Below are 26,347 nucleotides of genomic sequence, written 5' to 3'. Positions count from 1 at the left end.
GCTTAATACTCGTCGTCGCGGAAACCGAGGTCACGAAGCTGACCCATCTTGTTACGCCAGTCTTTCTGGACTTTGACCCAAAGGTTCAAGTACACTTTCGTGCCGAGAAGTGCCTCGATGTCTTGACGGGCATCTGTCCCGATTTCACGGAGCATCGAACCTTTTTTCCCGATGATGATTCCTTTTTGCGAATCACGTTCCACCATGATGACGGCTTCGACATCGATCATTTCCGAGTTATCACGTTTCTTAATCGATTCGATTGCCACAGCGATCGAATGCGGGACTTCGTCTCGCGTCTTATGCAACACTTTTTCGCGAATCATCTCTGAGATGATAAATCGTTCCGGGTGGTCTGTCACTTGATCGGCCGGGTAGTACATCGGTCCTTCAGGTAACAATTTCTTGATTTCTCCTAAGAGCGGTTCGACGTTATTGCCTTGTAAAGCCGAGATTGGGACGTACGCTGCAAAGTCCAATTCATTTGTATATTGCTCGATCACTTTCGGCAGTTCATCCGGGTGAATCAAGTCGATTTTATTCATTACCAAAATGATAGGTGTGTCGAGTCCTTTCAATTTTTCAATGATGAAGTCATCGCCAGCACCACGAGGTTCCGTCACGTTCACCATGAAAAGAATTGCATCGACTTCGCGAAGGGCGTTCGTCGCCACTTTCATCATAAAGTCGCCGAGGCGGTGTTTTGGTTTATGGATTCCCGGTGTATCGATGAAAATGATTTGAGAATCATCCGTCGTATATACACCTTGTACTTTATTTCGTGTCGTTTGTGGTTTATCCGACATGATGGCAATCTTTTGACCGATCACGCGGTTGAGGAATGTTGACTTTCCGACGTTCGGTCGACCAATGATCGACACGAAACCAGATTTAAAATCTTCTTGATACATAATGCACCTGCTTTCTCAATTTCAGAACTCTTAGTATAGCACGTTCCATAGCCTTGGACCGAATATAATGAGTGCTGTCACAGCCGCTCCGATTGAAGCGACGAGGACGGCACCCGCGGCCACGTCTTTCGCCTGCTTCGCGAGTGGATGGACATCTTTTGTGACAAGGTCGACCGCCCGTTCGATGGCCGTGTTCATGAGCTCTAAACTCAGGACTAGCGTCACCCATCCGAGCAGGATAAGGTTTTCCATCCTTGTCGTTTGTAGCCAAATCGCGACAGCAAATACGAGTAAGGCGGATATGAGATGGACACGCATATTCCGTTCTGTCCGAATGGCATGGAAGATTCCCTCACATGCCACACGAAACGGTCTCACACGTTGCCTCGCTTCAACTCGAAATGAGTGAGAACTTCCTCTTGTCTTGCGGTCATTTCCGCCTCTTCCTCTGGTGTCATATGGTCATATCCTAACAGATGAAGGAATCCATGGATGGCCAAGAAACCGAGTTCTCGCTCAAAGGAATGACCGTAGTCCGCCGCTTGTTCGCGGCATCGTTCCACCGAGATGACCAAATCTCCGAGGAGATGCGGTTCGTCCTCATCGAGTGTGAAGTCCATTTCGTCTTCGCCCATCTCATCAAAGGCAAAGCTGATCACATCGGTCGGGGCATCTTTGCCTCTCCACTCCCGATTTACCTCATGGATTTCTTCATTCGTTAAATACGTGACCGACAACTCACTCGGCTCTTCAACCTCTTCTAATTGTGCGGCATGTTTTAGAATCGACTCGACAAGCTCGATTTGAGACACCGTCAACAATTCATGTTCATCGTTCGAGATGATTTGCATGTAGTTCTCCCTCTTTCTTTAGTTCTGGATATTCAATTCGCTCGTGGAACAAGCCTGTTAACGTCTCGCATGCACTCTCACCGACGCGCCAAATTTCTTTTGTCGTCAAGTCGCAGTCTTCAAACTGCCCATCTGCTAACTTGTCTCGAATGATGGCACGAACGAGCATCCGGATTTTCTCGGGTGTCGGTTGCTTTTGCGAACGAACGGCCGCTTCGATTGAGTCGACAATCATGACGACCGCCGCTTCACGCGTTTGAGGCTTTGGACCAGGATAACGATATCGGGACTCCACCACATCTTTCTCCTGATCTTCTTTCGCTTTGACAAAGAAGTATTTCAATAAAGATGTCCCATGATGTTGCTCAGCAATATCGATGATTTCCTTTGGTAGTTTATAGCGTCTCAATAGATCGGCCCCGTCATAAGGGTGAGCCATAATGATGTCAGCGGACTCTTCTGGTGTCAGACGATCGTGCGGATTCCCTCCACCTTGCTGATTTTCAATGAAGTGAAGAGGACGTTCCGTTTTCCCAAGGTCATGGTAATAGCTCGCCACTCTCGCGAGTAAACCGTCCGCCCCAATGGCTTCACATGCCGATTCCGCCAAGTTTGCCACCATCATACTATGGTGATACGTGCCAGGCGCTTCCATCAAGAGCTTTCGGAGCAATGGATGTGTCGGACTCATCAATTCGACGAGTCGACCAGACGACAAGACGCCAAACCATGGCTCTAGGAAGGGCAAGAATCCAAATGTCAACACGATCGATAGCAAGGCGCTGATGACGGCGAACCCAGATAGGTACATCGCCATTTCCCAAGTCACTTGAACGTTTCGCAATAAGAGCAACGCGATGACCATGATGATATTCACGATGCCGAGTAAGACGCCCGACAAGAACAAGCGTTTCCGCTGAATTTTTGGTTCGACTAAAAAGACGGCTAAGAAACTTCCGGTCGCGACATATACCAACGTCATGAAGTTCGTGCTTTGTCCGAATGTGACGACGATACTCCCCGCAATCATGGTAATGAACGCCGATGCGAGGGCGACACGCTCGTCAATCAAGATACGTAGTAATAATACGACGAAGGCGGTCGGTGCCAAAAGATAAGCATACGTCGTGTAGTCAACGCCGATGTATCCGACGCCAAAGAAGATACCGAGTTGTAACAGAAGCAACCCATAGACGGTCACTAATATTTTCGGGCTTAGTAATAGATCTTTGATTTTTGAGCGGATAAGCATGAATAAGAACCCGCCCGTCAATAATCCGCTCAATAAGAATGATCCGAACAGTGGAGCGAGTGACCGGTTCGGATCGATCGCTCCAGTGAGTTCTAGCTTCCGATAAATCTCACGCGTGACGACTTCCCCTTGACTGACAAGAAGTTGCCCTTCTTGGATGATGACAGGATCGACTGCATCGACGGCTTCTTGTTCTTTTTGACGAGTCGCCTCAGAGTCAAACACATAGTTCGGAACGATGAGTTCATCGCTTAATGTTTTTGCAATCGCACGGAATTCAAACGAAAGTGGTGATTGATCAACGATTGCAGCCGCGCGGTCTCTGGCCGCTGCGACCGCTTCATTACTCGTTTCAATTCGATCATCCATCACTTGTTGCAAAGCCGTTACCGTCACGTCTTCAACGGTTTGGCGCGTATCTTCCGTCGCCTCGAGGAGTGAGTTCAGCTCTTCGTCCGCGAGTACCCCGCTCGCTTCCGTCGAGTTCAGACGGCTCTTAATATCTGCCAGTTCCGTCTCTTCATCGGTCTGGTCGAACGCTGCGAACAATTGCTCGACTTTAGCAATCTGTTGGTCGGCAAATTCCCGACGGAGCGAAAACTGACTGCCGACACCGTTCGTTACTTCTTGTTTCAACCGTTCAGTCGCCACTCGGTCCTCAACCGTAATCGGAGACCGGATGTCCTGTTCGGCAATCCCTAACGGTTCCACACTAATAATGGATGGGCGCACGGTGAAGTATAGAATGGCACCTAGTAAGAGAAAGAAAATCAGCGAAATCGTCGCGACTGTCCAATGTTTGGCTTGCTGCATTCGTGTGCCCCCCTTTCACGATCGTTTACCTCACTATCGTCCTTATGTGAGGTCTGTACTATAGGCGTTGATAATTTTCTTAACGAGTGGATGGCGGACGACGTCAGACGCGCTGAAGTGTTCAAAGTGAATCCCATCCACGCCCTCTAATAAGCGTAACGCCTCTTGTAAACCTGACGCCTTGCCTTTCGGTAAATCGACTTGTGTCAAATCCCCTGTGACCACCATCTTCGATCCGAAACCGAGTCGCGTCAAAAACATCTTCATTTGTTCTTTCGTCGTGTTTTGTGCCTCATCTAATATGACAAACGCATCTTCTAACGTACGTCCACGCATATAGGCGAGAGGGGCCACTTCGATTGTCCCTCGTTCTAATAAGCGATTCGTCTGTTCGACGCCGTAGACGTCGAATAAGGCATCATATAACGGCCGAAGATACGGATCTACCTTTTCTTTCAGATCACCTGGTAAAAACCCAAGATTCTCGCCTGCTTCTACGGCAGGTCGTGTCAAGATAATCCGTTTCACCTGACCTTCTTTTAGTGCGCGCGCCGCTAGCACGACTGCTAAATACGTTTTACCCGTTCCAGCCGGTCCGATTCCAAAGACGAGGTCTCGTCGTTCGATTGCACGAACATAGCGACTCTGCCCAACTGTTTTAGCACGAATCGGTTTTCCCTTGTTTGTCGTGAAGACGACACGCTCATAATGTTCGAGCAGTTCGTCTCCCTTTCCAACTTGGATATGTTGAATGACACTGATGGCGTCACTTTCGTTAAGACGTGCACCTTTTTTCACTAACGTCTGTAACGTGAGGATGACTTGTTTTGTCAATTCTAGTGCTTCTCCAGTATCGGCTTGGATAATCAATTCCTCGCCTCTTGGAATAAGTGCCACTTTCAATTCTGTCTCAATCGCTTGGAACACTTCATCTTTCGGTCCGAGTAAAGCTTGTGCTTCATTCGCATGTTCCATGACGAAAGGTATTTTATCAGTCATAATCAATGGATACGTTGCCCCCTCTAAATATCGGTTATTCCTCTTTTACTTTAGCACTATCACGCCTATCGTGAAAGAAAGACCGTGTATTTTCCCCATGCAAAAGGCAGTAACGCGAGGTTACTGCCTTTGCCTTACTTCTTTCGTTTCGAGACCGGAGGTTGTAATACCTCGCTCCAAATGACAGCTTCCCGCATTTGTTTTTTCGAAACTTTCAGTTGTCGCGGTTTAATTTCCTCCTGAATTGGAGGGATTTTCACCGCTTGTTCAAACTGCGCACTCACTTTCGGCATCTCGACTTGACGTTCCCGAGGAGCTGGTCGCTCTTCGGTACGCGCTATCCGACGTCTCACCTTTTGTGGTGCTGGCTTTTGTTCTGATTCGGAGTCGTCAAACGCCGATTCAATTTCTTTCATCACGTCTCCGACCGAATCCAAGTAGCGTTTCAGTTCACTGCTCTGAGGACGGTCGCCTGAAGACGATGACTTTTCAAGCCGCTTCATCACCGCCGAGGCGATTCCGAAGGCTGCTAACAAAAGTACCCATAGTCCATCCATATTTATCACTCACTATCTGATTCAGAATCGATAGGTGACCCGATCGCTTTACGCATTTCCGTATCTGCTTGAACGTTCAAGTAATTCACGTAATCCATGACGCCGAGTTTACCGTTACGCAACGCCTCGGCCATTGCGAGTGGGACTTCCGCTTCGGCGCCGACAACTTTCGCACGCATTTCCTCTACAGAAGACTTCATTTCCTGTTCGCGAGCAATCGCCATCGCACGACGTTCTTCCGCCTTCGCTTGGGCAATCTTTTTATCTGCTTCGGCTTGGTCAGTCTGCAGGACCGCCCCGATGTTCTTACCGATATCGATATCTGCAATATCAATCGAGAGAATTTCAAACGCCGTACCTGAATCCAAACCTTTTGTGAGTACGGTACGTGAAATCATATCTGGGTTCTCAAGTACGTGCTTATGATTGTTTTGCGATCCGATAGTCGATACGACACCTTCCCCGACACGGGCGATAATCGTTTCTTCCCCCGCACCACCGACGAGACGATCGATATTGGCACGCACCGTAATACGCGCTTTCGCCTTCACTTCAATCCCGTCCATTGCCACACCGGCGATAAATGGTGTCTCAATGACTTTCGGGTTAACCGACATTTGTACGGCTTCAAGTACGTTACGTCCTGCCAAGTCAATGGCAGCGGCACGCTCGAACGATAACTCGATGTTTGCGCGGTGTGCCGCAATCAATGCGTTTACGACACGGTCAACATTACCACCCGCTAAGAAGTGACTTTCAAGTTGGTTCGTGTTTAAACCGAGACCCGCCTTGACTGCTTTAATCAATGGGTTAACAATTTTTGATGGTACGACGCGGCGAAGGCGCATCCCGACCAATGTGAAAATCGAGACGTGTACACCTGCTGCGAATGAGCTGATCCATAATCCGATTGGCACAAACGTGAAGAAGACGGCAAGCGCAATCAATCCTCCACCTGTGATGAGTAACGTCGTCAATAGTTCTGGTGTCATTCTGTTACATCCTCCTTCGGTTCTATAAAGGTCCGAACGACAATCCGCCCTGAATCCACTTTATATACCTGAATTTTTGTCTGCTGATCGAGATAGCCACCTTCTGTTACGACGTCAATACGTTCTCCGTCGATTTCGGCAGTACCGGCCGGGCGAAGTGGTGTTAACGTCACACCGACTTTCCCGAGAAGTTGTTTACGGTCATCATGGGACAAGTAACCTTTTTCGGTCGATGTCGAATCCGTCAAAATCAACCCTTTATAAATGAGCGGACGATTCGTACTTAATCGGCGATATGCCCAGAACCCAAGTCCAGTGAGCACCGCTGCCGCCAAACCGATGGAGAGCCATAGCTGACCGATTGTCGCACCCGCCATGATCAAGCTGGCAACGACCGCTCCGATCCCAAGCAAACCGAACAATCCAAACCCTGCAACGAACACTTCAATTCCAAGAAGGACGACTCCGACAAAAAAGACTGTCAGAATCACTCCGAGACCAAATGTCATCGTCTTACTACCCCCTTCCAAATTCAAAGCTATCTCCTATCTCTAGTGTATACGAAACAAGAATGAATGTGGTTTCAGAATACGCAAAAAAAAGCAGAAACTTTCGGTTTCCCGAAAAGTTCTGCTTTTTCATCAATTCGTCAATTGTTGTTTGACGATTCGGTTCACAAGACCACCGTCTGCCTTGCCTTTGACTTGCGGCATGACGACGCCCATCACCTTACCCATATCAGATGGAGCGGATGCGTTCGTTTGAGCAATTGCTGCTTGGACGATCGCAGTCACTTCATCTTCTGAAAGTTGTTCAGGCATATAGGCTTCTAGGACGACAATCTCTTCTGCTACTTTGGAAGCAAGGTCTTCACGACCAGCGCTTTCGAATTCTCGGAGGGAGTCTCTGCGCTGTTTCATCTCTCGGTTGAGCACCGTGAGTTCCTCTTCCTCGGTAAGATCTTGACGACCTAGTTTGATAGCCTCATTTTGGAGCGACGCTTTTACCATCCGGATCGTCGTGAGACGATCTTTTTGTTTAGCGCGCATGGCTTGCTTCATGTCGTCCGTCAAGCGTTCTTGAAGACTCATGAGCCAACACCCTCTCTACACAATGAAACTGGAATCAGAATTTCTTACGCTTACGCGCAGCTTCTGATTTCAATTTACGTTTTACGCTTGGCTTTTCGTAGTGACGACGTTTACGAACTTCGGCAAGTGTGCCATCTTTCGAAACACCGCGTTTGAAACGACGAAGAGCGTCTTCAAGCGATTCGTTTTTACGGACACGAGTTTCCACTAGTTTTCCCTCCCTCCGAATTACACGACTAAGGAAACGTGTTTCACACGTCATATCATATTATAGTGAAATTAAGTCGTGTGGTCAACCACTTATTAATAGTCGCTGTCTGAACGTCCGCCTGTGACGATTGCGATACCAGCTGAAGCACCGATGCGTGTCGCACCAGCATCGATCATCGCTTTCGCTCCTTCGAAGTCACGAACACCGCCTGAAGCTTTTACGCCGAGGTCTGGTCCAACTGTTTCACGCATGAGACGAATGTCTTCGACCGTTGCGCCACCAGTAGAGAAACCAGTTGATGTTTTGACGAAATCTGCTCCAGCTTTCACTGAAAGTTCAGCAGCTTTCTTGATTTCTTCTTTTGTAAGCATGCACGTTTCAAAGATGACTTTGACGAGTGTACCGTTTGCCGCTTCGACAACCGCACGAATGTCACGCTCTACGAGGTCGTAGTCGCCGTCTTTGAGTGCTGCGATATTGATCACCATATCGACTTCATCCGCACCGTTTGCGATCGCGTCTTTTGTTTCGAACGCTTTCACTTCAGGCGTGTTCGCTCCGAGTGGGAATCCGATGACTGTACATACTTTGACGTCGTCATCCGCCTTAAGTTGCTCCGCAGCATATTTGACCCATGTCGGGTTGACACAGACACTTGCGAACTTATATTCGAGCGCCTCTGCACAAAGTTTTGTAACTTGATCTTTTGTTGTTTCAGCTTTTAAAGCTGTGTGGTCGATATAACGGGCTAATTCCATTATTCATTTCCTCCTCTGACAAATAAGTCTGACATCTAACATATTACCATGTTTTTTCGAGATGTAACAGCTTCCAAATTTAAATGAGTTGACGACGTTTACGAGCGACGACCCAACTGTTCCAACTGAAAAAGAAGATGGCCAGCCAAATACATGTGAATGCGAAGACATGATATGCTGTGAACGGTTCATGATACATGACGACTCCGATAATCAGACTAAGTGTCGGTGCGATAAATTGAAGGAATCCGACGAGTGTGAACGGGATATGTTGTGCCCCGTAACCAAACAAAAGAAGCGGAAGCGCCGTCACCACACCTGTTCCTAGCAATGCGACCCAAATCATCGGTGACATGTCGAAGGCAATCTGGTCCGTGACGACCTGATTGCTGAGAAAGATGAGCGCGACAGGAACGACTGCTAACGTCTCAATCCCAAGACTGACTGTTGAAGCGAGAGGTCGCCGCTTCTTCACCATTCCATAAAAACCAAACGTACTCGCTAATACGAACGAAATCCACGGAAACGAGCCATATCCAAGCGTCAAGACGAGGACGCCGATTGACGCGATCCCGACTGCCATCCATTGGACTCGGTTTAATGATTCCCGAAAGACGAGCACCCCTAACACCATACTGACAAGCGGATTAATATAATAGCCGAGGGATGCCTCGATGATATAACCGTGATTGACAGCCCATATGTACACGAACCAGTTTGCACTGACGATGAATCCGTTCAACATGAACGCGTTTCGTGTGGCAGGGTGGCGAAGAGCGTAACCGAACTCTTTCCACTGATTCGTCCATCTTAATACGAGTAAAATAAATAAAAAGGACCAAACGATACGATGTGCCAAAATTTGCCCGCTCGGCACTTCTTGCAAAAACTTCCAATAGATTGGGAGGACGCCCCACATCACGTAGGCCCCGATTGTCGTCCATACTCCCTTGTTCACACGTTCACCCGCTCTCTTTCAAGATAAAAATAGTTTAGTCGATGAATGACTTCCGATACAAGGCTTTTGTTTCATGAAAAAAGGACGCAAAATCGCGTCCCTTACTGTTTATTGCTTTACCTGTTCGATGGCGGATAGAGCTTGTGCTAAATCTTCAACTAAATCATCGATATCTTCTAATCCAACTGAGATTCGAACAAGTCCGTCCGTGATCCCGAGTTCTGCACGTCGCTCAGCTGGAATCGACGCATGCGTCATACGAGCCGGGACACTGATCAAGCTTTCAACTGCACCGAGACTCTCTGCGAGCGTGAAATACTTCGTCTTCGCGACCATCATTTCAGCCGCTTCGGCCGAACCGACGTCAAACGCAATCATGCCACCGAACCCACGCGCTTGCGATAAGTGCACGCGTTTCGCTTCTTCACTAGAGACACTCGGGTGAAGGACACGTGACACGTTCTCATTCGATTGTAAGAATTCAACCAACGCCCGTGCGTTCGATTCAATCTCTTCCATTCGAACGGCAAGCGTCTTAATCCCACGGACGACGAGGAAGCTGTCTTGAGGTCCGAGGACTGCACCGACTGAATTTTGGAGGAATGCCAACGCTTCTCCTTGTTCTTCCGTACGTGCGACGACTAAACCTGCCACGACGTCACTATGACCGCCTAAATATTTTGTGGCGCTGTGTAAGACATAGTCGGCACCAAGGTCGATCGGATTTTGGAAGTAAGGTGTCATGAACGTGTTGTCTACGACGAGCAAGACATCTGCCTCATCCGCAATTGTGCGCATCGCTCGGATATCCGTCACGTTCAAGAGTGGATTAGTCGGTGTCTCCACATAAATCATTTTCGTGTTCGCTTGTAGCGCATCACGAACCGCCGTTTCATTGGATGTATCGACAAAAGTTGCCTCCAAGCCTCGTGACTGAAATACTCGATTGAATACACGATACGTTCCTCCATATACATCAGACCCGACAATGACGTGGTCTCCAGATTTCAACAACATGAGTACGGTCGAGATGGCAGCCATCCCAGAACCAAATGCAAAACCTTGCACACCACCTTCGATATCCGCTATGAGTGTCTCGAGTGCGGTACGTGTCGGGTTCGCAGATCGAGAATACTCATATCCTTCCCGTAAGTTACCGATTCCGTCTTGCTTATATGTGCTCGTTTGATAAATCGGTGGTGTGACCGCCCCTGTTAATGGGTCGGTCGTTTTACCGCCGTGAATGAGTGCTGTCTTTGTACGCATGTTCTGCCTCCTTGACAATTCCTTGACTTAAATATCGTTCTGCACTGTCTGGCAAGATCGTCACAATCGTGCCTTCTGACATTTGATTTGCTTCCTTTACACATGCTGCGATGGCAGCACCAGAAGAACTTCCGATGAGCAATCCTTCCTGTTTCGCAAGATGCGCCACGTAATAGAAGGCTTCCTCATCTGTGATGGTATGAATCGCATCGACATAAGACTTTTCCAAAAATGGCGGCCATTTTTCGACGCCAATTCCTTCTGTTTTATGTGGACCTGGCTCACCGCCGTTCAAAATCGAACCGACCGGCTCCACGACAACAGTTTTCGTCCCATGTGGTTTTAACGTTTTGGCGACACCAGTGAACGTACCTCCTGAACCCGCCCCCGCTACAAATACGTCGATTTGTGGCACGTCCTTCAACAACTCTTGCGAAAGGATGTCGACATAGGCGTCCGGGTTGTCCGGATTTGAAAACTGTTCCGGCACGTATGCGTCATGTTCTTCAGCCAACTCAAGCGCGTGACTGATTGCGCCTTTCATTCCAAGCTCGGTTGGCGTGTTGACGACGGTCGCTCCAAGGAGACGCATCAATGCTTGTTTCTCTTGACTAAACTTTTCAGGGGTCACGGTAATCAGACGAATGTCGTATCGCTGACAAGCGAGCGCGAGTCCGATTCCCGTATTCCCGGCTGTCGGCTCGATCACCGTACCACCTGGTGCCACATCTCCACGTTTCATCGCCCGCTCAATCAAATTCATGCCGAGTCGGTCTTTGACACTTCCTCCCGGATTCATCATCTCCATCTTCCCGTACACTTTTACCGTAGCTGGAACAGGTAATGAACGGAGCTCGATGAGCGGTGTGTCCCCGATGAGTTCATAGACGTCACGGACAATCATCTTACGCTTCGTCCTTGAAGACGATATGCCACTCGTCACGTTTCGCAAGCATGTCAGCTGCTAATTTTTTGGCTCCCTCAAAATCATGATGGTTCGCATTCCCGCACTGTACCGGGTTTTGCGCTGGCAATTCTTCCGCGTTCATCGCATCGCGCAATGTCGCTTCTACGAGGTCGAGCATGCGCTCATAGTCCCCATCATTCAACATCGTCCAATAGAAACCTGTTTGGCATCCCATCGGCGAAATGTCCACGATGTCTTCTGAATGATTACGACTGTTTTCGGCGATCAAATGCTCGAGAGAGTGAACAGCACGCATCGGCATGAGGCCTTCGTTCGGTTGGATGAAGCGAATATCATACTTGTAAATCGTATCAGCCGTTCCTTCTTTCACACCGGCGAGACGGACAAATGGAGCCTGAACTTTCGTATGATCCAAGTTAAAGCTTTCAACGTTATATGTTTTCATGAGTAATTCCTCCTAATTATTTTGTAGCGACGACAAGCCAAACAAATTTATTTTTCTGTGTCATTGTCACATTGTATCCATTCGCCTCTAGCATCGTACGAATGGTTGTCGTATATGGATAATATTCACGATTTAAATCCTCAACCAAGTCTGAATAGCCTTGTTCCGTAGCCCAGTCAATAATTTCTTGACGTGCGTGTGGAGATTCGAACATCGTATCAAGCAATACGAATTTCGGATGTCCCCAATCACGAACGTATTGACCGATCGCTGTTTCCTTCTCAGAATCCGTCAAGTGATGGAAAGCGTACGAGGAAACGATCGTATCAACATGTGAGAACGTTGGATAACGGAGAAAATCTCCATGTTCGACCGATATGCCCAACTTCTCAATTGCAATCTGCCTCATTTCTGGAGAAGGTTCGATTGCAATTAAAGGATGTCCCTTTAAAATTCGGGCACTCAAGTTGCCTGTGCCGACACCAAATTCCAAGACCGTTCCTTCAACGTGTAACGCAACGTCATCAAGCATTTGATCATATCCGACAAATACTTCATGATATTGTTCGTCATGCCCCCCGACTGCCGTATCGTAATCTTTCGCCCAATCCTTGAAGATATCCATGAATGGTAAATTCATAGCGCCACCCCATCCTTAATTCTGACTAAATTGATATGTTTTATTGGTATTTAACATTAACGTTACATTAACAGGTTTTTTTGGACATTTCAAGTCATTCGCATGATTCTGACGATCACCAAAATTTGATATAGGTCTTATGATTCAGGTCTTTAGTAATTGTCTGAACATTTAAATTTGTGCAAAAACACTCCCCTACTTTACAAAAAAATCCACTCTTTTTCCCCTGAACAACGATATGATAGTTCACAATGCAAGAGGAAATCTTTGTTTTTTACAGGTAATAACAAATATTAGGGGGTAAACACGTTGTCAAGAAGAAAAGTCTACTTAAACGCTTCACTTGCTACATGTATTGCTTTAACACCTGTGTTGATTCAAGCGGGTACGTCATCTGTTTCAGCAGAAGCTTCCATCAAACCAAAAATTGAGCTCGAAAAGAAACAGAAAAAAGTCCGGGTCGTCGTCGAACTCGTCGGTGCACCTGCAATCGCAGAAGCAGCGCAAAAAGGGAAAAAATTTAATGAGTTGACGAAATCAGAACAAAACAAGGCACAACAATCTGTACAGTCTGAACAAAAACGCGCAAAATCCGCTTTGAAAAAACAAGGCGTGACTGCTACACCGATTGAAGAGTTCACGACCGTTTTTAACGGCTTCTCCACTTTCCTCTCAACAAGTGAAATCGCTAAAGTTGAAGCTCTACCTGAAGTAGCGACTGTCCATGTCGTCAACGAGTATGAACGTCCTGAAGTGAAACCAGATATGGTTACAAGTAACGGAATGGTACAAGCCGAACAAACATGGGGAGATTACGGATTTGCCGGGGAAGGCACCGTCGTCGCTGTCATCGACTCGGGAATTGATGCCGACCACCGAGATTACCGAATCACAGATTCGAAAACGGCAGAATTGACGAAATCAGAAGTCGATCAGGCCATCACTTCGTTCGGTCTACCTGGTGAATATGTGAATGAGAAAGTCCCATACGCCTATAATTACTACGACGAAAATGATGATATTAAAGATGACTCACCTGGCGCTTCCATGCACGGTCAGCACGTCTCAGGGACGGTCGCTGCAAACGGTGATCTCGAAAATGGCGGGATTAAAGGGGTCGCACCTGAAGCTCAAATCCTTGGTCTTAAAGTATTCAGTAACGACCCGAACTACGCATCTACATACGGAGATATTTATATTAAAGCGATTGACGATGCGATCAAGCTAGGAGCAGACGTCATCAACATGAGTCTTGGTTCAACAGCAGGTTTTGTCGATGCCGACTCTCCTGAACAACAAGCCGTTCAACGCGCTGTAGACAACGGTGTCTTCATGTCCATCTCTGCTGGGAACTCAGCATACTTCGGACATGGCTTTGACTTACCAACGGCTTCAAACCCTGATACGGGTGTTGTCGGGGCGCCAAGCGTAAGCCAAGCATCGACATCGGTCGCTTCACTCGAGAACGATCAAATTCAATTGGACGCTTTCCGCGTCGGTGACGAAAAAATCGGATGGAAGAAACAAGATGGACCTGCATTCTCGGAAGGTACATATGACGTCGTTTACGTCGAAGATGGGCAACCAGAAAACTATGCTGGTAAAGACGTGAAAGGAAAGCTCGTCCTCGCCGTTCGCGATGGAGGATACTTCTACTCGAAGATTCAAAAAACGGCTGAGGCACAAGGGGCAGCCGGTGTCATCGTACGAGGCGCTGTCTCACACGGAGACTATGTGTCTATGGCTCTCGATCAACCACTCATCCCGATGGCATCACTCAGCATCCAAGACGGGAACGAATTAAAAGAGAAATTAGCGGATGGACCGCTCCAACTCACGTTTGCTGGTGACCGAATCAGCGTCAACAACCGTTCGGCAGGCGCAATGTCTGATTTCACATCTTGGGGTGTCACACCGAACCTTGACTTCAAGCCGGAGCTTTCAGCCCCAGGCGGTCAAATCTTCTCAACGTTCAACGACAACCAATACGGTTTGATGAGCGGAACATCGATGGCCGCACCTCACGTTGCCGGCGGTGCAGCTCTTGTTCTTGAACGCGTCGATCGCGATTTCGACTTGAGCGGAGCGGCTCGTGTGACGATGGCAAAGAACTTGCTACTCAATACGTCGAAGCCCGTCACAGACATCGGACCGTATAACCAAGAATTGAAGCAGTCTCTTCCATATTCACCACGTCGGGCAGGAGCTGGTCTCATGCAACTCCATGCGGCCGTCACATCTCCGGCAGTCGCGTATGAGAAGAAGACGAAAGAAGCGAAAGTCGCTTTAAAAGAATTGTCGAAGAGTAAGGCGAAGTTCACGATTGTCGTTGAAAACATGTCTGACGAATCACTCACATACGATGTGGCCGCTTCCCTCCAGACAGACCTTGCCGTTACTAACAAGGATGGCGTCATTCAGAATGCGATGGAAGCTCAGGCGCTTCAACAAGCAATCATTAAGATCAATGGCAAAAACACAAGTAAAGTCACGTTGAAGGCAAAACAAAAGAAAGAAATCACCGTATCGATTGACGTCTCGAAGGCACAAGTACTTAATCCAGAGACGTTAGAAGGAACGGTATCTGCAAAATCAGTCTTTGAGAATGGTTATTTCGTCGATGGATTCCTACGCTTGACTGACCCACGTGGGACAGACGGCAATCCGTCACTCGTTGTCCCGTTCGTCGGATTCGAAGGCGATTGGGGCAAAGCACCAATCTTTGACGAAACGATTTATGAAGATGGTTCATTCTATGGAATCTCTGGATTGGTCGATGCGGCCGGGAACTATTTAGGAGAGAAACTTGATGAGTCTGTAGATGAAGAAGCGGTAGCGATTTCGCCTGACGGAGACGGTTCAAAAGACACGGCTACCCCGGTCTACTCGCTCTTACGAAATGCGAAAGACGTCAAGTATCGGATCGTCGATGAAAAAGGAAACGTCCTTCGTACCCTTAAAATCGAAGAAGAATTGAGAAAGAACTACTTTGATGGCGGAAGTGGTGACCCATACTACTACACGTCAGATAACGCTTGGGACGGAAAACTGAACGGAGAGATGGCGCCGAAAGGAACGTACTACTACGAAATTGAAGCGAGCATCGACTACATGAAAAAACAAGCCCAGACGCTTCGGATCCCAGTGAAAGTGGATTACACGGATCCTCGTTTCACGATTCGTTGGAACGAAGGTGTGGCTAGTGTCAAAGCATCCGACGACTTTGCAGGAATCAACGGTATCGAATTCCTTCTTAATGGGAAAGTTGTTGCGAAAGAAGCAAAAGATACAGCAAACTTCACACTCGATGCACCACTTGAATCAACGGACCAACTATCGGTTCGCGTTTCAGATAATGCGGGTAACGTGATCACACGCGACGTATCTACAGAAAATGACGCAGATAAACCAGGAGTCTTTGTCGATGCACCACTCGCCCTGTCTCCTTACGGTTCATCAATTGTGCCAATCATCGGTCAAATCAAAGATGCCTCTGACGTTGTATCGTTCACTGTCGACGATGTGGACGTACCACTCACGTATGACGCAGCTGCAAAACAATACACGTTCAATACGACACGTTCGTATGAAGATGGATTCCACAAGATTCGTTTCATCGCGGAAGACACGTCTGGTAACGTGACGAACTTCGTCCGTCCAATCTTTGTCGACTCTACGGAGGCGGCAATCTCAATCAGCAACGTGCCGAAAAACGTCTCGGCGAAGCAAGACACTGTGAACGTGAAAGTTCACGTGAAGGATAACTTTGACGATATTAAACTTCGTGTCAACGGTGATTTGAAATGGAGTCATACGTTGAAAGAACCTTATTCGATGCGTGCGTTCTCACGTACCGATACCATCTCACTTCCTGTGAAGAAAGGTCAAAACACATTCACATTTGAAGTGACTGACCTCGGTGGCAACGTGACGAAGAAAGTCATCACGATCAATAAAAAATAATGGATTCACGAAAAAACGGCTGCCCACGTGGGTCAGCCGTTTTCTTATCCTTTCGCCAATTCAAGCGCGTACGAGATAGCAGACAGTGCATAAAGAGGAGCCGTCTCCGAACGAAGGATACGAGGTCCGAACGCGCAAGCGATCGCCCCCGCCTCTATCCATTGCGTGACTTCCGCTGTGTCAAATCCGCCTTCCGGTCCCGTGATGACGAGGAGACGTTGTTTTGATTGAAGACGATTCAATGTATTGGCAAGTGCCGACTGCTCGCCTTCTTTCGCCGATTCTTCATATGCGATGATGACTTCGTCATACTGTTCAAATTGCTTCGAAAGCTGTTTCGAAGTGAGGAACGTACATGACGGGACGACGGCCCTATACGATTGCTCAGCCGCCTCTTGCATGATTTTTTGAATACGTTCTACTTTTTTCGGCACTTTTTTTGAGTCCCATTTGGCGACTGATCGGGAAGATTCGAACAATAGAAGTTGATGAACGCCGAGCTCGGTCGCTTTTTGCGCGACAAGTTCGACCTTGTCTCCTTTTGGCAACGCATAAGCGAGCGTCACGTCAATCGGCAGTTCGGTCTCTGATTGGCGAGTCGACAATACTTTAGCCACTCCACTTTTCTTCTCAAGCGACGTCACGACACATGCGTACTCATTGCCCGTCCCGTCGAGAAGAACCATTTCGTAACCCGCCCCTTGTCGCAGGACCGTTCCGATATGATGAGCGACATCTGAAGGAAGTGTCACAACATCGCCTGTGAAAGCTTCTGGTGTCAGAAAATAACGTTGCATAGCTTATCCCTTCTTGGCGATGATCGCGACCCAGTCTTCCATCACGCGTGTCTCTTCAATTTCAAACCCTGCAGCCATCAGAGCGTTCGTGACTTCCGCTCGTTTCTCTCCAATGATGCCGGATGTGATGAAGCGACCTCCCCTTTTCGTACGAGCATACGCATCTTCGATGAAGAGAAGAATGACATCGGCAAGGATGTTTGCCACGACCAAGTCATATTCTCCGTCCACACCTTTTAATAAATCTCCCGTGTCGACTTGAACGAGTGATTCGACACCGTTCGTCTCCACGTTTTGACGAGCCGATTCAACGGCAACCGAATCCAAGTCTAGCGCTTTTACGCTCGTCGCTCCAAGTTTCGCAGCGGCGATCGACAATACGCCTGATCCTGTACCGACATCAATGACGCGGTCACCTTCCCGGATGTAGTTCTCAATCGCTTGAATACAGAGCATCGTCGTCGGGTGTGTCCCTGTACCGAACGCCATACCCGGGTCAAGCAAGATGACATTCTCTTCCGGTTGTGGTGTGTACTCTTCCCACAAAGGGACAATCGTCAGCTGTTGTGAGATTTTGACCGGCTTGTAATACTGCTTCCAAGAATGCGCCCAATCTTCCTCATCAATCTCTGCGACCGTGACCTCACCTGATCCGATATCAAGCATGTTCCGGAGTCGCTCGATTTCTTTTTTCAAGTTTGCGAGCACATCTTGGAAATCACCTGAAGCCGGCACGTACGCTTTGACGTGTACTCCAGAAGTCGGATACGTTTCACGATCCGAAACGTCCCAAATCTCTCCGAAATGGTCTTCCGCCATCATTCGGTCGAAGTCTTCGACGTCCTCGATGACGACACCTTGTGCCCCCACTTCGTGTAATAAGTTCGATACGGCTTCCACCGCAAGCTGTGTCGTGTGGACACAAATTTCAGACCATTTCATCGTTTGTACACACTCCTTTTAGTGACTAAAGAACTTTTTCATTTTTTGGAACATGCCGTGTTCCTCTTCGACACCCGATTCGCCACTGATTTCTTCGAATTCACGAAGCAATTCTTTTTGGCGGTCCGTCATATTTTTCGGTGTCATGACAATGACGCTCACGTACTGGTCGCCATTCGCGCCACCACGCACACTTGGCATCCCTTTTCCGCGTAAACGGAACTTCGAGCCAGTTTGTGTTCCGGCTGGCACTTTCAAACTCACGTTCCCGTGAACCGTCGGAACTTCGATTTCTGCACCGAGTGCCGCTTGTGCGAACGTGACCGGCATTTCCATCGCAATGTGTTGGTCGACACGTTCAAAAATCTCATGAGCTTTCACGCGGACGACGACGTATAAGTCTCCCGCTGGTCCTCCGTTCACGCCAGGACCGCCTTTTCCAGATAGACGGATCTGTTGCCCGTTATCGATACCGGCTGGGATTTTCACCTCGACGGTCTGTTTCTTCTTCACATGACCTGATCCGTGACAAGTTGGACATTTTTCTTTGATTGTCTTACCACTACCGTGACACTTGCTACAAGGACGTTGATTGACCATACGACCGAGAATTGTGTTTTGCTCAACCGTCTCGACGCCACTGCCGCCACACTGGTTACACGTTTCTGGTTTCGTTCCAGGTTTCGCACCGTTACCCATGCACGTGTCACATTCGACTTCGATTTCGAGCTCGATTGTTTCCGTCTTGCCTGTCACACTCTCCATGAAATCGAGGTCAACAACGTATTGATAATCTTCTCCGCGACGCGGTGCGTTCGGGTCTTGACGGCGTCCGCCGCCTCCGAAGAACATGTCAAAGATATCCCCGAATCCACCTTGGAAGTCACCGCCGCCACCGAACTGGTTCGCCCCTTCAAAACCGAATCGGTCATACTGCGCACGTTTTTGTTCGTCAGAAAGCACTTCGTAGGCTTCACCAATCTCTTTAAACTTATCCGCCGCATCTGCCTCTTGGTTGATGTCCGGGTGATATTGACGGGCCAATTTCCGGTATGCCCGCTTGATTTCTTGTGCAGAGGCCGACTTGTCGAGCCCGAGCACTTCATAATAATCTCGTTTCGCCACTATTCTCGCTCCTATCCTTACAATCTACGTATCGATTTTACCGATTCTACCTTAACATGGAAAGAGCCAAAGCAGAAACCTGCTTTGGCGCTCTCCTTTACAACGGCTGTTTATTTACGGTCGTCGAGATCCTCAAACTCTGCGTCCACGACATCATCGTCCTGTTTCGCTTCTGTTTGTGGTTCTGCGCCTTCAGCACCTTGCTGTTCAGCCATTTTAGCATATACTTTTTGCGTCAACTCTTGAACGACAGCTGACAATTCGTCTTTGGCTGTACGGATCGCCTCAAGGTCTGAACCTTCGAGAGCAGTTTTCGCTTTTTCTTTCGCAGCTTCTGCTTTTTCTTTGTCCGCCTCTTCTACTTGCTCACCAAGGTCTTTGATTGCCTTGTCTGTCGCGAAGACGAGTTGGTCTGTTTCGTTGCGAAGTTCCGCTTCTTCTTTACGTTTGTTATCTGCGTCAGCGTTCGCTTCAGCTTCTTTTACCATACGCTCGATTTCTGCCTCATCGATACCTGAAGAAGATTGGATTGTGATCGATTGTTCTTTGTTCGTACCGAGATCTTTCGCTGATACGTGAACAATTCCGTTTGCATCGATATCGAATTTAACTTCGATTTGTGGCACACCACGTGGTGCTGGCGGAATGTCAGTCAATTGGAAGCGACCAAGTGTCTTGTTGTCTGGTGCCATCGGGCGTTCCCCTTGAAGGACGTGGATGTCAACAGCAGGCTGGTTATCTGCAGCAGTTGAGAACACTTGTGATTTCGATGTCGGGATTGTCGTGTTGCGATCGATCAATTTCGTCATCACGCCACCCATTGTCTCGATACCGAGTGAGAGTGGAGTAACGTCGAGAAGGACGACGTCTTTTACGTCTCCAGCGAGAACTCCACCTTGGATTGCTGCACCGAGTGCAACAACTTCATCCGGGTTTACCCCTTTGAATGGCTCTTTCTTCGTGAAGTCGTGGATTGCTTTTTGAACGGCAGGGATACGTGTCGAACCACCGACGAGAATGATTTTATCGAGGTCAGATGGTGTAAGTCCTGCATCTTTCAAGGCACGACGAGTTGGTTCCATTGTGCGTTCGACAAGGTCAGCCGTCAATTCTTCAAACTTCGCACGCGTGAGTGTCATCTCCAAGTGGAGTGGACCTGCTTCACCTGCTGTGATGAACGGAAGGCTGATGTGTGCGCTTGTGACGCCTGAAAGGTCTTTCTTCGCTTTTTCAGCTGCATCTTTCAAACGTTGAAGTGCCATCTTGTCTTTCCCGAGGTCGATGCCGTTCTCTTTTTTGAATTCTGCAACGAGGTAGTCGATGACTTTTTGGTCAAAGTCATCTCCACCGAGACGGTTGTCACCAGCTGTAGCGACAACTTCGAATACGCCATCACCAAGCTCAAGGATTGAAACGTCGAACGTACCACCACCGAGGTCATAGATCAAAATCGTGTGGTCTTCACCTTTATCTAATCCGTAAGCGAGTGCCGCAGCTGTTGGCTCGTTGATGATTCGTTTGACATCAAGACCAGCGATTTTACCAGCATCTTTTGTCGCTTGACGCTCAGCGTCGTTGAAGTATGCAGGAACTGTGATGACTGCTTCCGTGACTGTTTCACCGAGGTAGTCTTCAGCATCTTTCTTCAACTTCTGCAAAATGATTGCCGAGATTTCTTGTGGTGTGAATTTCTTGCCATCTACGTCAACTGTATGCGACGTACCCATGTGACGTTTGATTGATTGGATCGTGTTCGGGTTCGTGATGGCCTGACGTTTTGCGACCTCACCGACTTGACGCTCTTCCCCTTTGAATGCAACAACCGAAGGAGTCGTACGGTTACCTTCTGCGTTTGAGATGACGACTGCTTCGCCACCTTCCATTACTGCCACACATGAGTTTGTAGTCCCTAAGTCAATACCGATAATTTTACCCATCGTTTATTCCTCCGTCTCGTTAAGTAGTATTATTCTGCAACTTTTACCATGCTTGGACGAATGACTCGACCATGCATCGTATATCCTTTTTGAAGCTCCATCGTCACGATGCCCGACTCGAACTCGTCGCTCGGTTCTTGCATGACTGCTTGATGGAAATTCGGGTCGAACGGCTGTCCGACTGCTTCAATCACTTCGACTTGCTCAGCATTCAATACGTCAAGAAGTTGACGATGAATCATGTCGACGCCTGATTGAATTTGCTTGGCATCCTCTGAAGTTGCTTGCACTTGAAGTGCACGCTCAAAGTTATCAATGAGCGGAATCAATTTTTCAATGACAGACTGTGAAGCAAACTTGACGCGTTTTGCATTCTCTTCATTCGTCCGACGACGGAAGTTGTCAAAGTCGGCACGAATGCGAAGTTCGCTCGCTTTCAACGCTTCGATTTCTTTTTGTAAGTCCGTCCCCTCAGAACTTTCTTCCACAATCTCAGCATTTAAAACCTCATCTTCATTTGATTCAGTTGACTCGTTCTCTTCTGTCTGTGCCGAGTCTACAGATTTTTCTTCAAGCACGTCTTCTTGTTCGTGCCCGTTTTGATGATCTGCTGTCATAGTAAAACTCCTTTCCGTCACTCATCTAGTTTCGTTCGTCGCAACGCTTCAATAATTTGTCCCATCATTTGGACACCGTGACGGTAATTCATTCGAGTCGGGCCAATCATGGCAATCGTTCCGAATGTTTTTCCATCTAGTGTATAATCCGAGGTGATGACACTACAATTTTGAAGGGCGACAATTCCGTTCTCGCTCCCAATGCTCACATAAATCTCGCGATTTGGCAACGATTCGAGCCAGTGCGTCAATCGTTCTTGCTCATCAATCCATTCTAGGAATGGTCTGAGCGTGTCTAACGTCTGAAACTCAGGTTGGTTGAAGATATTCTTCTTGCCTCCGAGATAAAGCGAAGACGGCGTTTGAATTCCAACCGTCGATTGAATCAGTTGCATCATATTTTCATATTGCTGTCGCTGCGCGAGTTGCAATTTTGCAACCTCTTCTCCGATTCGGACTTTTAGTTGTCCGATCGCTGTTCCGACGAGACGATCGTTTAACAGTCGAATCGTCTCCTCGATGACTTCAGGAGCTACACGAGATTCGAACATGACCGTACGATGCTCGACATGACCTTGATCCGTGACGATGAGAACGACACCCCGTCGCTCATCTAATGGCATAAAGTCCACACGTGCCAATCTTTCGGATTGGCTATTGGGACCGAGGGCGACCGTCGTATAATTGGTCAAATCAGAAAGGAGATCTGCAGCTTGGCGAATCAGGATCTCAGACTCTTTTGAAGATTGCTTTAAACGCTCTTCTAAGCGACCCGTTTCCCGCTCGTCGATGATTTGCTTCTCGACGAGGTGGTCCACGTAATATCGGTATCCGACCTCTGACGGGATTCGACCCGCGGAAGTATGTGGTTTTTCAATCAACCCCATGTCTTCCAAATCGGCCATATCGTTCCGAATCGTTGCCGAACTAAACGTCAAATCGTCTCGTTTCGATAACGTACGCGAACCGACCGGTTGAGCCGTCTGAATATAATCGTCAATGATGGCTCGAAGAATGAGCAATTGTCGATCTGTCAGCACAACATCACTCCTCTCTGAAAAAGTTACCTCGCTTTATTAGCACTCATATTTAACGAGTGCTAATCACACTTCAAATATTATCATGTTCTCACTATTTGTCAATTCATACACTCGGATTTTTTCACCTTTTTTACAGACGGCAAACCTGAAAAAGAAACAGTGTTTCGTTATGATAGAACGTGAGGTGATGAAATGTTTACAACAAAACAATTTAACGTATTCAAACAGGACGGACTCGACGAACGCATGTCTGGCATCCGTTCGGATATTCAACCGCTCTTCCATCGGATTTATGACGAGGTCGGACCACAACTCGAGGCAGATGTCGGAATCCCCCTCTACCTGCATGTCGCAAAACATGCACGTCGCACGGTAAACCCTCCGAAAGACACATGGATGGCCATCTGTCACGATAAGCGCGGGTATAAAAAACATCCACACTTACAAGTCGGGCTTTTCGACGACCGCGTTTTCATCTGGCTCGCATTCATCTATGAGATGCCGAATAAAGATGTAATCGCGAAACATTTGCAACAAATTGATTTTAAATCAACGTTTACTGATTTCCATATTGCGGGCGACCATATGAAAAAAGATGCGTTCCTAATTGAAGAGACATCAAACGAAAACATCCAGGCGTTGCTCGAGCGCTTCGGCACTGTCAAAAAAGCTGATTTCTTAATCGGACGACAACTGCCTGCCGATGCATCGATTCTTCAAAACGAAGACGCTTTTCTCGCTTTGGTCGAAGACACGTTCGCTAGGCTCACGCCGCTCTATCGTGATCTCGTCTTATAATGCTAAAAAATGGACAAATCCCAAATAAGGGACTTGTCCATTTTTCATGACTCGGTATGCTCGAGTTTTGCTTCTCCGATAAATGCCGCAAACGCTTCATTCGCGAGTGGTAGACCAGACGCCGTCAATCGGATATGGGAGTCTGTCCGCTCAATCAACGACTTCTTCACCAAATCGTCGATGACGTGACCGAACACATGATCGAGTGCCACGCCATACTTCTGTTCAAATGTCTGAAGAGAGACCCCTGAACGCATGCGTAATCCGAGGAACAGCTCTTCTTCCATTTTTTCTACTTCTTCGAGCTCAGTCACCCGTTTCACCGGGATGCCTTCCGCTTTAATATAGTGAGGAATCGGTGCGATATTGGCACGACGTGTGCCATTTAAATAGCTGTGCGCACCTGCCCCGAATCCATAATACTCTTCGTTCCGCCAGTACACTTGGTTGTGACGACTTTCTCGACCCGGCAACCCATAGTTCGAGATTTCGTATTGATTCAGTCCATTCCGTTCAAGTGTCTCCATCACTTTGAGATACATCTCGACCTCAACATCCTCTCCCGGTAGACGGAGCTTACCTTTTCGGTCTTGAATCGCAAACACGGTATGCGGCTCAAGAATTAAGGAATAGGATGAGACGTGTTGAATCGGAAGCTGTAGCGCTAGTTCTAAGTCTCGGTCAATCTGCTCGAGCGTCTGCTCTGGTAGCCCGAACATGAGGTCAATCGAGATATTATCAAAGCGTTTCGCCGCTTCATTCACCGTTTCAAACACGTCGTCAGCGCGATGCGTTCTTCCGATCCGTTCGAGCCCACCATCGTCGAACGTTTGGACACCGAAGCTGAGTCGATTGACACCACCAGCTTTCATCGTGTCGAGTTTTTCCGTACTTACAAAGTTCGGGTTCGCTTCGACAGAATACTCTAGGTCGTCTGAAGCGAGCGGGAGGAGGTGTCGACGGACCATATCCATCAGGCGACCCATCTGCGCTTCATTGAGCGCCGTCGGTGTGCCCCCTCCAATAAAGATGGTCTCAATCCGTTCTGTCGGAAACGCTTCGAGCGTCAATACCATCTCTCGTTCTAATGCATCTAAATATTCATCAACAGGTTGGTTTTTTAAAAACACCTTGTTGAAATCACAGTAATAACAAATATGTTCACAAAATGGAATGTGAAGATATACGGCTTTAGCCAATTTCGGCCACCCCTTTCTTCTCATTCCATTTATAACGCTTTTCGTCCGTTCTTTCCAGCCTGCGCCATCAATCGAACCGATGAATAAACAGACCGCTCTTTAATTTTGGTTCGAACCATGTCGATTTTGGTGGCATTTGCCCACCCCCATCAGCCACTCGCATCAACTGCGGCATCGTCGTTTCATGGCACGTAAACAGTAATTGGTCAGGTACTTGCGCGAGTTGTTGCAATTCTTCGATTGACCGGTTCCCTCCAACAAAATCAACTCTGGCATCCGTACGAATATCTTCGACGTTGAAGTACGGAGCAAGGATATCACGCTGTAAGACGGCGACATCGAGATCCGTTTCATCTTTTCGTTTCGATAACTTGTAATAATTCCCTCGATACGCAGCGCCGAACACGCCATGACTTTCAGGTAAGACGAGTTCATCTTCTTCTGTCACTTCATACGAGAACGAAAGTCCTTCCAACATATGTTCTACTTCTTCAGGTGCGATCGTTGTCAACAGGCGATGATATGGCAAAATCGTCAACTCGTCGCTCGGGAAGAGGACACCTAAAAAGTGTGTTCGTTCATTCTTTTGAGAATATTCCCCACCCATTTCAGAAACGACCGCTGCCGCTTTCGCGCGATGATGACCATCTGCGATATAGATAGACGGGATCGTCGCACCGATCATCATGACGCGCGCGAGTTCTCGGCTCGGAATCATGAATCCTTCGTGTAACACGCCACGATCATCCGTAAACGAGAACAGCGGCTCTTCTTCCGTCGCACTCGTTAAAATCTGTTTCAGACTCGCATGTGGCGGGTGGCTAAGTAAAATCGGACCGGTATGCGCCCCCGTCGCTCGGACATGTTCGACACGTTCCCGTTCCTTCGTTTCACGGGTATGTTCGTGAATCTTGATTCGCCCGGCTTCATAGTCTGCGACAGAGAATGTGGCGACTAAGCCCGTTTGCTGACGCTCGTTCCGGGTCAATCTGTATACGTAAAATCCACTCGGACGAACCGTCAGCTCGTCTTCGTATAGACGTTCTAGCTCCTGACGAGCACGCTTTCCCCAGTCTTCGAGTGAGAGGTTTACTTGAAGAGCTTCTGGCTTATCTACCTTCAAAAATGAGTTCGGTTGCTCAGCGATGACCGCCTTCGCTTCTTCTACAGAAACGACGTCATACGGATCTGCGGCAACTTCTTTAGCGTGTACGGGCATGTATGGGCTGAACGGTTTAAATACGACCATAGAATCCT

Annotated in this window: 26 protein-coding genes; 2 read left to right on the top strand and 24 right to left on the bottom strand. The window is 48.0% G+C overall.

Annotated elements, in window-relative coordinates; genetic code table 11:
* Positions 1-2 precede the first annotated feature (2 nt).
* The 16 genes from era to AC5LIL_RS05585 form a co-directional block, all read right to left on the bottom strand.
* Positions 3-911, bottom strand: coding sequence for a GTPase Era (era, locus tag AC5LIL_RS05660; protein WP_214693095.1), 909 nt, complete (start codon positions 909-911; stop codon positions 3-5).
* Positions 912-941: 30 nt separating this feature from the next.
* Positions 942-1,289, bottom strand: coding sequence for a diacylglycerol kinase family protein (locus AC5LIL_RS05655; RefSeq protein ID WP_499825186.1), 348 nt, complete (start codon positions 1,287-1,289; stop codon positions 942-944).
* Complete coding sequence (gene ybeY, locus AC5LIL_RS05650) at positions 1,286-1,762, bottom strand: rRNA maturation RNase YbeY (RefSeq protein ID WP_214782295.1); 477 nt, start codon at positions 1,760-1,762, stop codon at positions 1,286-1,288. The genes AC5LIL_RS05655 and ybeY overlap by 4 nt, the downstream gene beginning before the upstream one ends.
* Positions 1,740-3,827, bottom strand: coding sequence for an HD family phosphohydrolase (locus AC5LIL_RS05645; protein WP_339962768.1), 2,088 nt, complete (start codon positions 3,825-3,827; stop codon positions 1,740-1,742). Before AC5LIL_RS05645 ends, ybeY begins: the two co-directional genes overlap by 23 nt.
* 42 nt (positions 3,828-3,869) lie before the next feature.
* A complete protein-coding gene (locus AC5LIL_RS05640) occupies positions 3,870-4,826 on the bottom strand; it encodes a PhoH family protein (protein ID WP_074033920.1) in 957 nt (318 codons plus the stop codon).
* A gap of 134 nt (positions 4,827-4,960) precedes the next feature.
* Positions 4,961-5,383 carry a hypothetical protein gene (locus AC5LIL_RS05635; protein WP_214749229.1) on the bottom strand — a complete coding sequence of 141 codons (423 nt, stop codon included), beginning with the start codon at positions 5,381-5,383 and terminating at the stop codon, positions 4,961-4,963.
* Positions 5,384-5,388: 5 nt separating this feature from the next.
* Entirely contained in the window at positions 5,389-6,375 is a 987-nt protein-coding gene (gene floA / locus AC5LIL_RS05630) for a flotillin-like protein FloA (protein ID WP_074033371.1), read from the bottom strand.
* Positions 6,372-6,884 carry an NfeD family protein gene (locus AC5LIL_RS05625; RefSeq protein WP_074033372.1) on the bottom strand — a complete coding sequence of 171 codons (513 nt, stop codon included), beginning with the start codon at positions 6,882-6,884 and terminating at the stop codon, positions 6,372-6,374. Before AC5LIL_RS05625 ends, floA begins: the two co-directional genes overlap by 4 nt.
* Positions 6,885-7,016: 132 nt before the next feature.
* Positions 7,017-7,466: a GatB/YqeY domain-containing protein gene (locus AC5LIL_RS05620; RefSeq protein WP_074033373.1), complete on the bottom strand. Its 450-nt coding sequence runs from the start codon at positions 7,464-7,466 to the stop codon at positions 7,017-7,019.
* 34 nt (positions 7,467-7,500) lie between these two features.
* Entirely contained in the window at positions 7,501-7,695 is a 195-nt protein-coding gene (gene rpsU, locus AC5LIL_RS05615) for a 30S ribosomal protein S21 (RefSeq protein WP_029334745.1), read from the bottom strand.
* A gap of 74 nt (positions 7,696-7,769) precedes the next feature.
* On the bottom strand, positions 7,770-8,435 hold the full coding sequence (deoC, locus tag AC5LIL_RS05610) for a deoxyribose-phosphate aldolase (RefSeq protein WP_214760177.1): 666 nt from the start codon (positions 8,433-8,435) through the stop codon (positions 7,770-7,772).
* Positions 8,436-8,514: 79 nt separating this feature from the next.
* On the bottom strand, positions 8,515-9,393 hold the full coding sequence (rarD, locus tag AC5LIL_RS05605; protein ID WP_214693116.1) for an EamA family transporter RarD: 879 nt from the start codon (positions 9,391-9,393) through the stop codon (positions 8,515-8,517).
* Between the two features lie 108 nt (positions 9,394-9,501).
* Positions 9,502-10,659 (bottom strand): bifunctional cystathionine gamma-lyase/homocysteine desulfhydrase, encoded by a 1,158-nt coding sequence (locus AC5LIL_RS05600; RefSeq protein ID WP_499825183.1) that lies wholly within the window; start codon positions 10,657-10,659, stop codon positions 9,502-9,504.
* Complete coding sequence (locus AC5LIL_RS05595) at positions 10,625-11,563, bottom strand: PLP-dependent cysteine synthase family protein (protein WP_214782291.1); 939 nt, start codon at positions 11,561-11,563, stop codon at positions 10,625-10,627. The genes AC5LIL_RS05600 and AC5LIL_RS05595 overlap by 35 nt, the downstream gene beginning before the upstream one ends.
* A 1-nt stretch (position 11,564) precedes the next feature.
* Positions 11,565-12,032, bottom strand: coding sequence for an S-ribosylhomocysteine lyase (locus AC5LIL_RS05590; RefSeq protein WP_074033378.1), 468 nt, complete (start codon positions 12,030-12,032; stop codon positions 11,565-11,567).
* A gap of 16 nt (positions 12,033-12,048) precedes the next feature.
* Positions 12,049-12,672, bottom strand: coding sequence for a class I SAM-dependent methyltransferase (locus tag AC5LIL_RS05585; protein ID WP_499825182.1), 624 nt, complete (start codon positions 12,670-12,672; stop codon positions 12,049-12,051).
* A 309-nt stretch (positions 12,673-12,981) separates the two neighbouring features.
* Between AC5LIL_RS05585 and AC5LIL_RS05580 the strand changes: the two genes are divergently transcribed.
* Positions 12,982-16,635: a S8 family serine peptidase gene (locus tag AC5LIL_RS05580; RefSeq protein WP_499825181.1), complete on the top strand. Its 3,654-nt coding sequence runs from the start codon at positions 12,982-12,984 to the stop codon at positions 16,633-16,635.
* 44 nt (positions 16,636-16,679) lie between these two features.
* Here AC5LIL_RS05580 and AC5LIL_RS05575 read toward each other — a convergent pair whose 3' ends face one another.
* The 6 genes from AC5LIL_RS05575 to hrcA all read right to left on the bottom strand — a co-directional run bounded on the left by AC5LIL_RS05575 (position 16,680) and on the right by hrcA (position 23,093).
* Positions 16,680-17,432, bottom strand: coding sequence for a 16S rRNA (uracil(1498)-N(3))-methyltransferase (locus AC5LIL_RS05575; protein ID WP_214782280.1), 753 nt, complete (start codon positions 17,430-17,432; stop codon positions 16,680-16,682).
* Between the two features lie 3 nt (positions 17,433-17,435).
* Positions 17,436-18,374, bottom strand: coding sequence for a 50S ribosomal protein L11 methyltransferase (gene prmA / locus AC5LIL_RS05570; RefSeq protein WP_214782277.1), 939 nt, complete (start codon positions 18,372-18,374; stop codon positions 17,436-17,438).
* Between the two features lie 18 nt (positions 18,375-18,392).
* The gene (gene dnaJ / locus AC5LIL_RS05565) at positions 18,393-19,499 is read right to left on the bottom strand and encodes a molecular chaperone DnaJ (RefSeq protein ID WP_214693130.1); all 1,107 of its coding nucleotides are present in this window, start codon (positions 19,497-19,499) and stop codon (positions 18,393-18,395) included.
* 110 nt (positions 19,500-19,609) lie between these two features.
* Positions 19,610-21,436 carry a molecular chaperone DnaK gene (gene dnaK, locus AC5LIL_RS05560; RefSeq protein ID WP_214693135.1) on the bottom strand — a complete coding sequence of 609 codons (1,827 nt, stop codon included), beginning with the start codon at positions 21,434-21,436 and terminating at the stop codon, positions 19,610-19,612.
* A gap of 29 nt (positions 21,437-21,465) precedes the next feature.
* Positions 21,466-22,053: a nucleotide exchange factor GrpE gene (gene grpE / locus AC5LIL_RS05555; RefSeq protein ID WP_074033385.1), complete on the bottom strand. Its 588-nt coding sequence runs from the start codon at positions 22,051-22,053 to the stop codon at positions 21,466-21,468.
* 17 nt (positions 22,054-22,070) lie between these two features.
* The gene (gene hrcA / locus AC5LIL_RS05550) at positions 22,071-23,093 is read right to left on the bottom strand and encodes a heat-inducible transcriptional repressor HrcA (protein WP_074033386.1); all 1,023 of its coding nucleotides are present in this window, start codon (positions 23,091-23,093) and stop codon (positions 22,071-22,073) included.
* Between the two features lie 192 nt (positions 23,094-23,285).
* On the opposite strand from hrcA, the gene AC5LIL_RS05545 reads away from it, so the two are divergent.
* On the top strand, positions 23,286-23,891 hold the full coding sequence (locus AC5LIL_RS05545) for a DUF1054 domain-containing protein (protein WP_214782274.1): 606 nt from the start codon (positions 23,286-23,288) through the stop codon (positions 23,889-23,891).
* Positions 23,892-23,935: 44 nt separating this feature from the next.
* Here AC5LIL_RS05545 and hemW read toward each other — a convergent pair whose 3' ends face one another.
* The gene (gene hemW / locus AC5LIL_RS05540) at positions 23,936-25,114 is read right to left on the bottom strand and encodes a radical SAM family heme chaperone HemW (RefSeq protein WP_251125546.1); all 1,179 of its coding nucleotides are present in this window, start codon (positions 25,112-25,114) and stop codon (positions 23,936-23,938) included.
* A 43-nt stretch (positions 25,115-25,157) separates the two neighbouring features.
* Positions 25,158-26,339: a DUF1015 domain-containing protein gene (locus AC5LIL_RS05535; RefSeq protein WP_499825180.1), complete on the bottom strand. Its 1,182-nt coding sequence runs from the start codon at positions 26,337-26,339 to the stop codon at positions 25,158-25,160.
* Between the last annotated feature and the right edge of the window lie 8 nt (positions 26,340-26,347).

Source organism: Exiguobacterium sp. RM11, from assembly GCF_059821525.1.
Note: the sequence above shows the minus strand (reverse complement) of the source record. Positions and strands in the feature narration are given on the sequence as shown.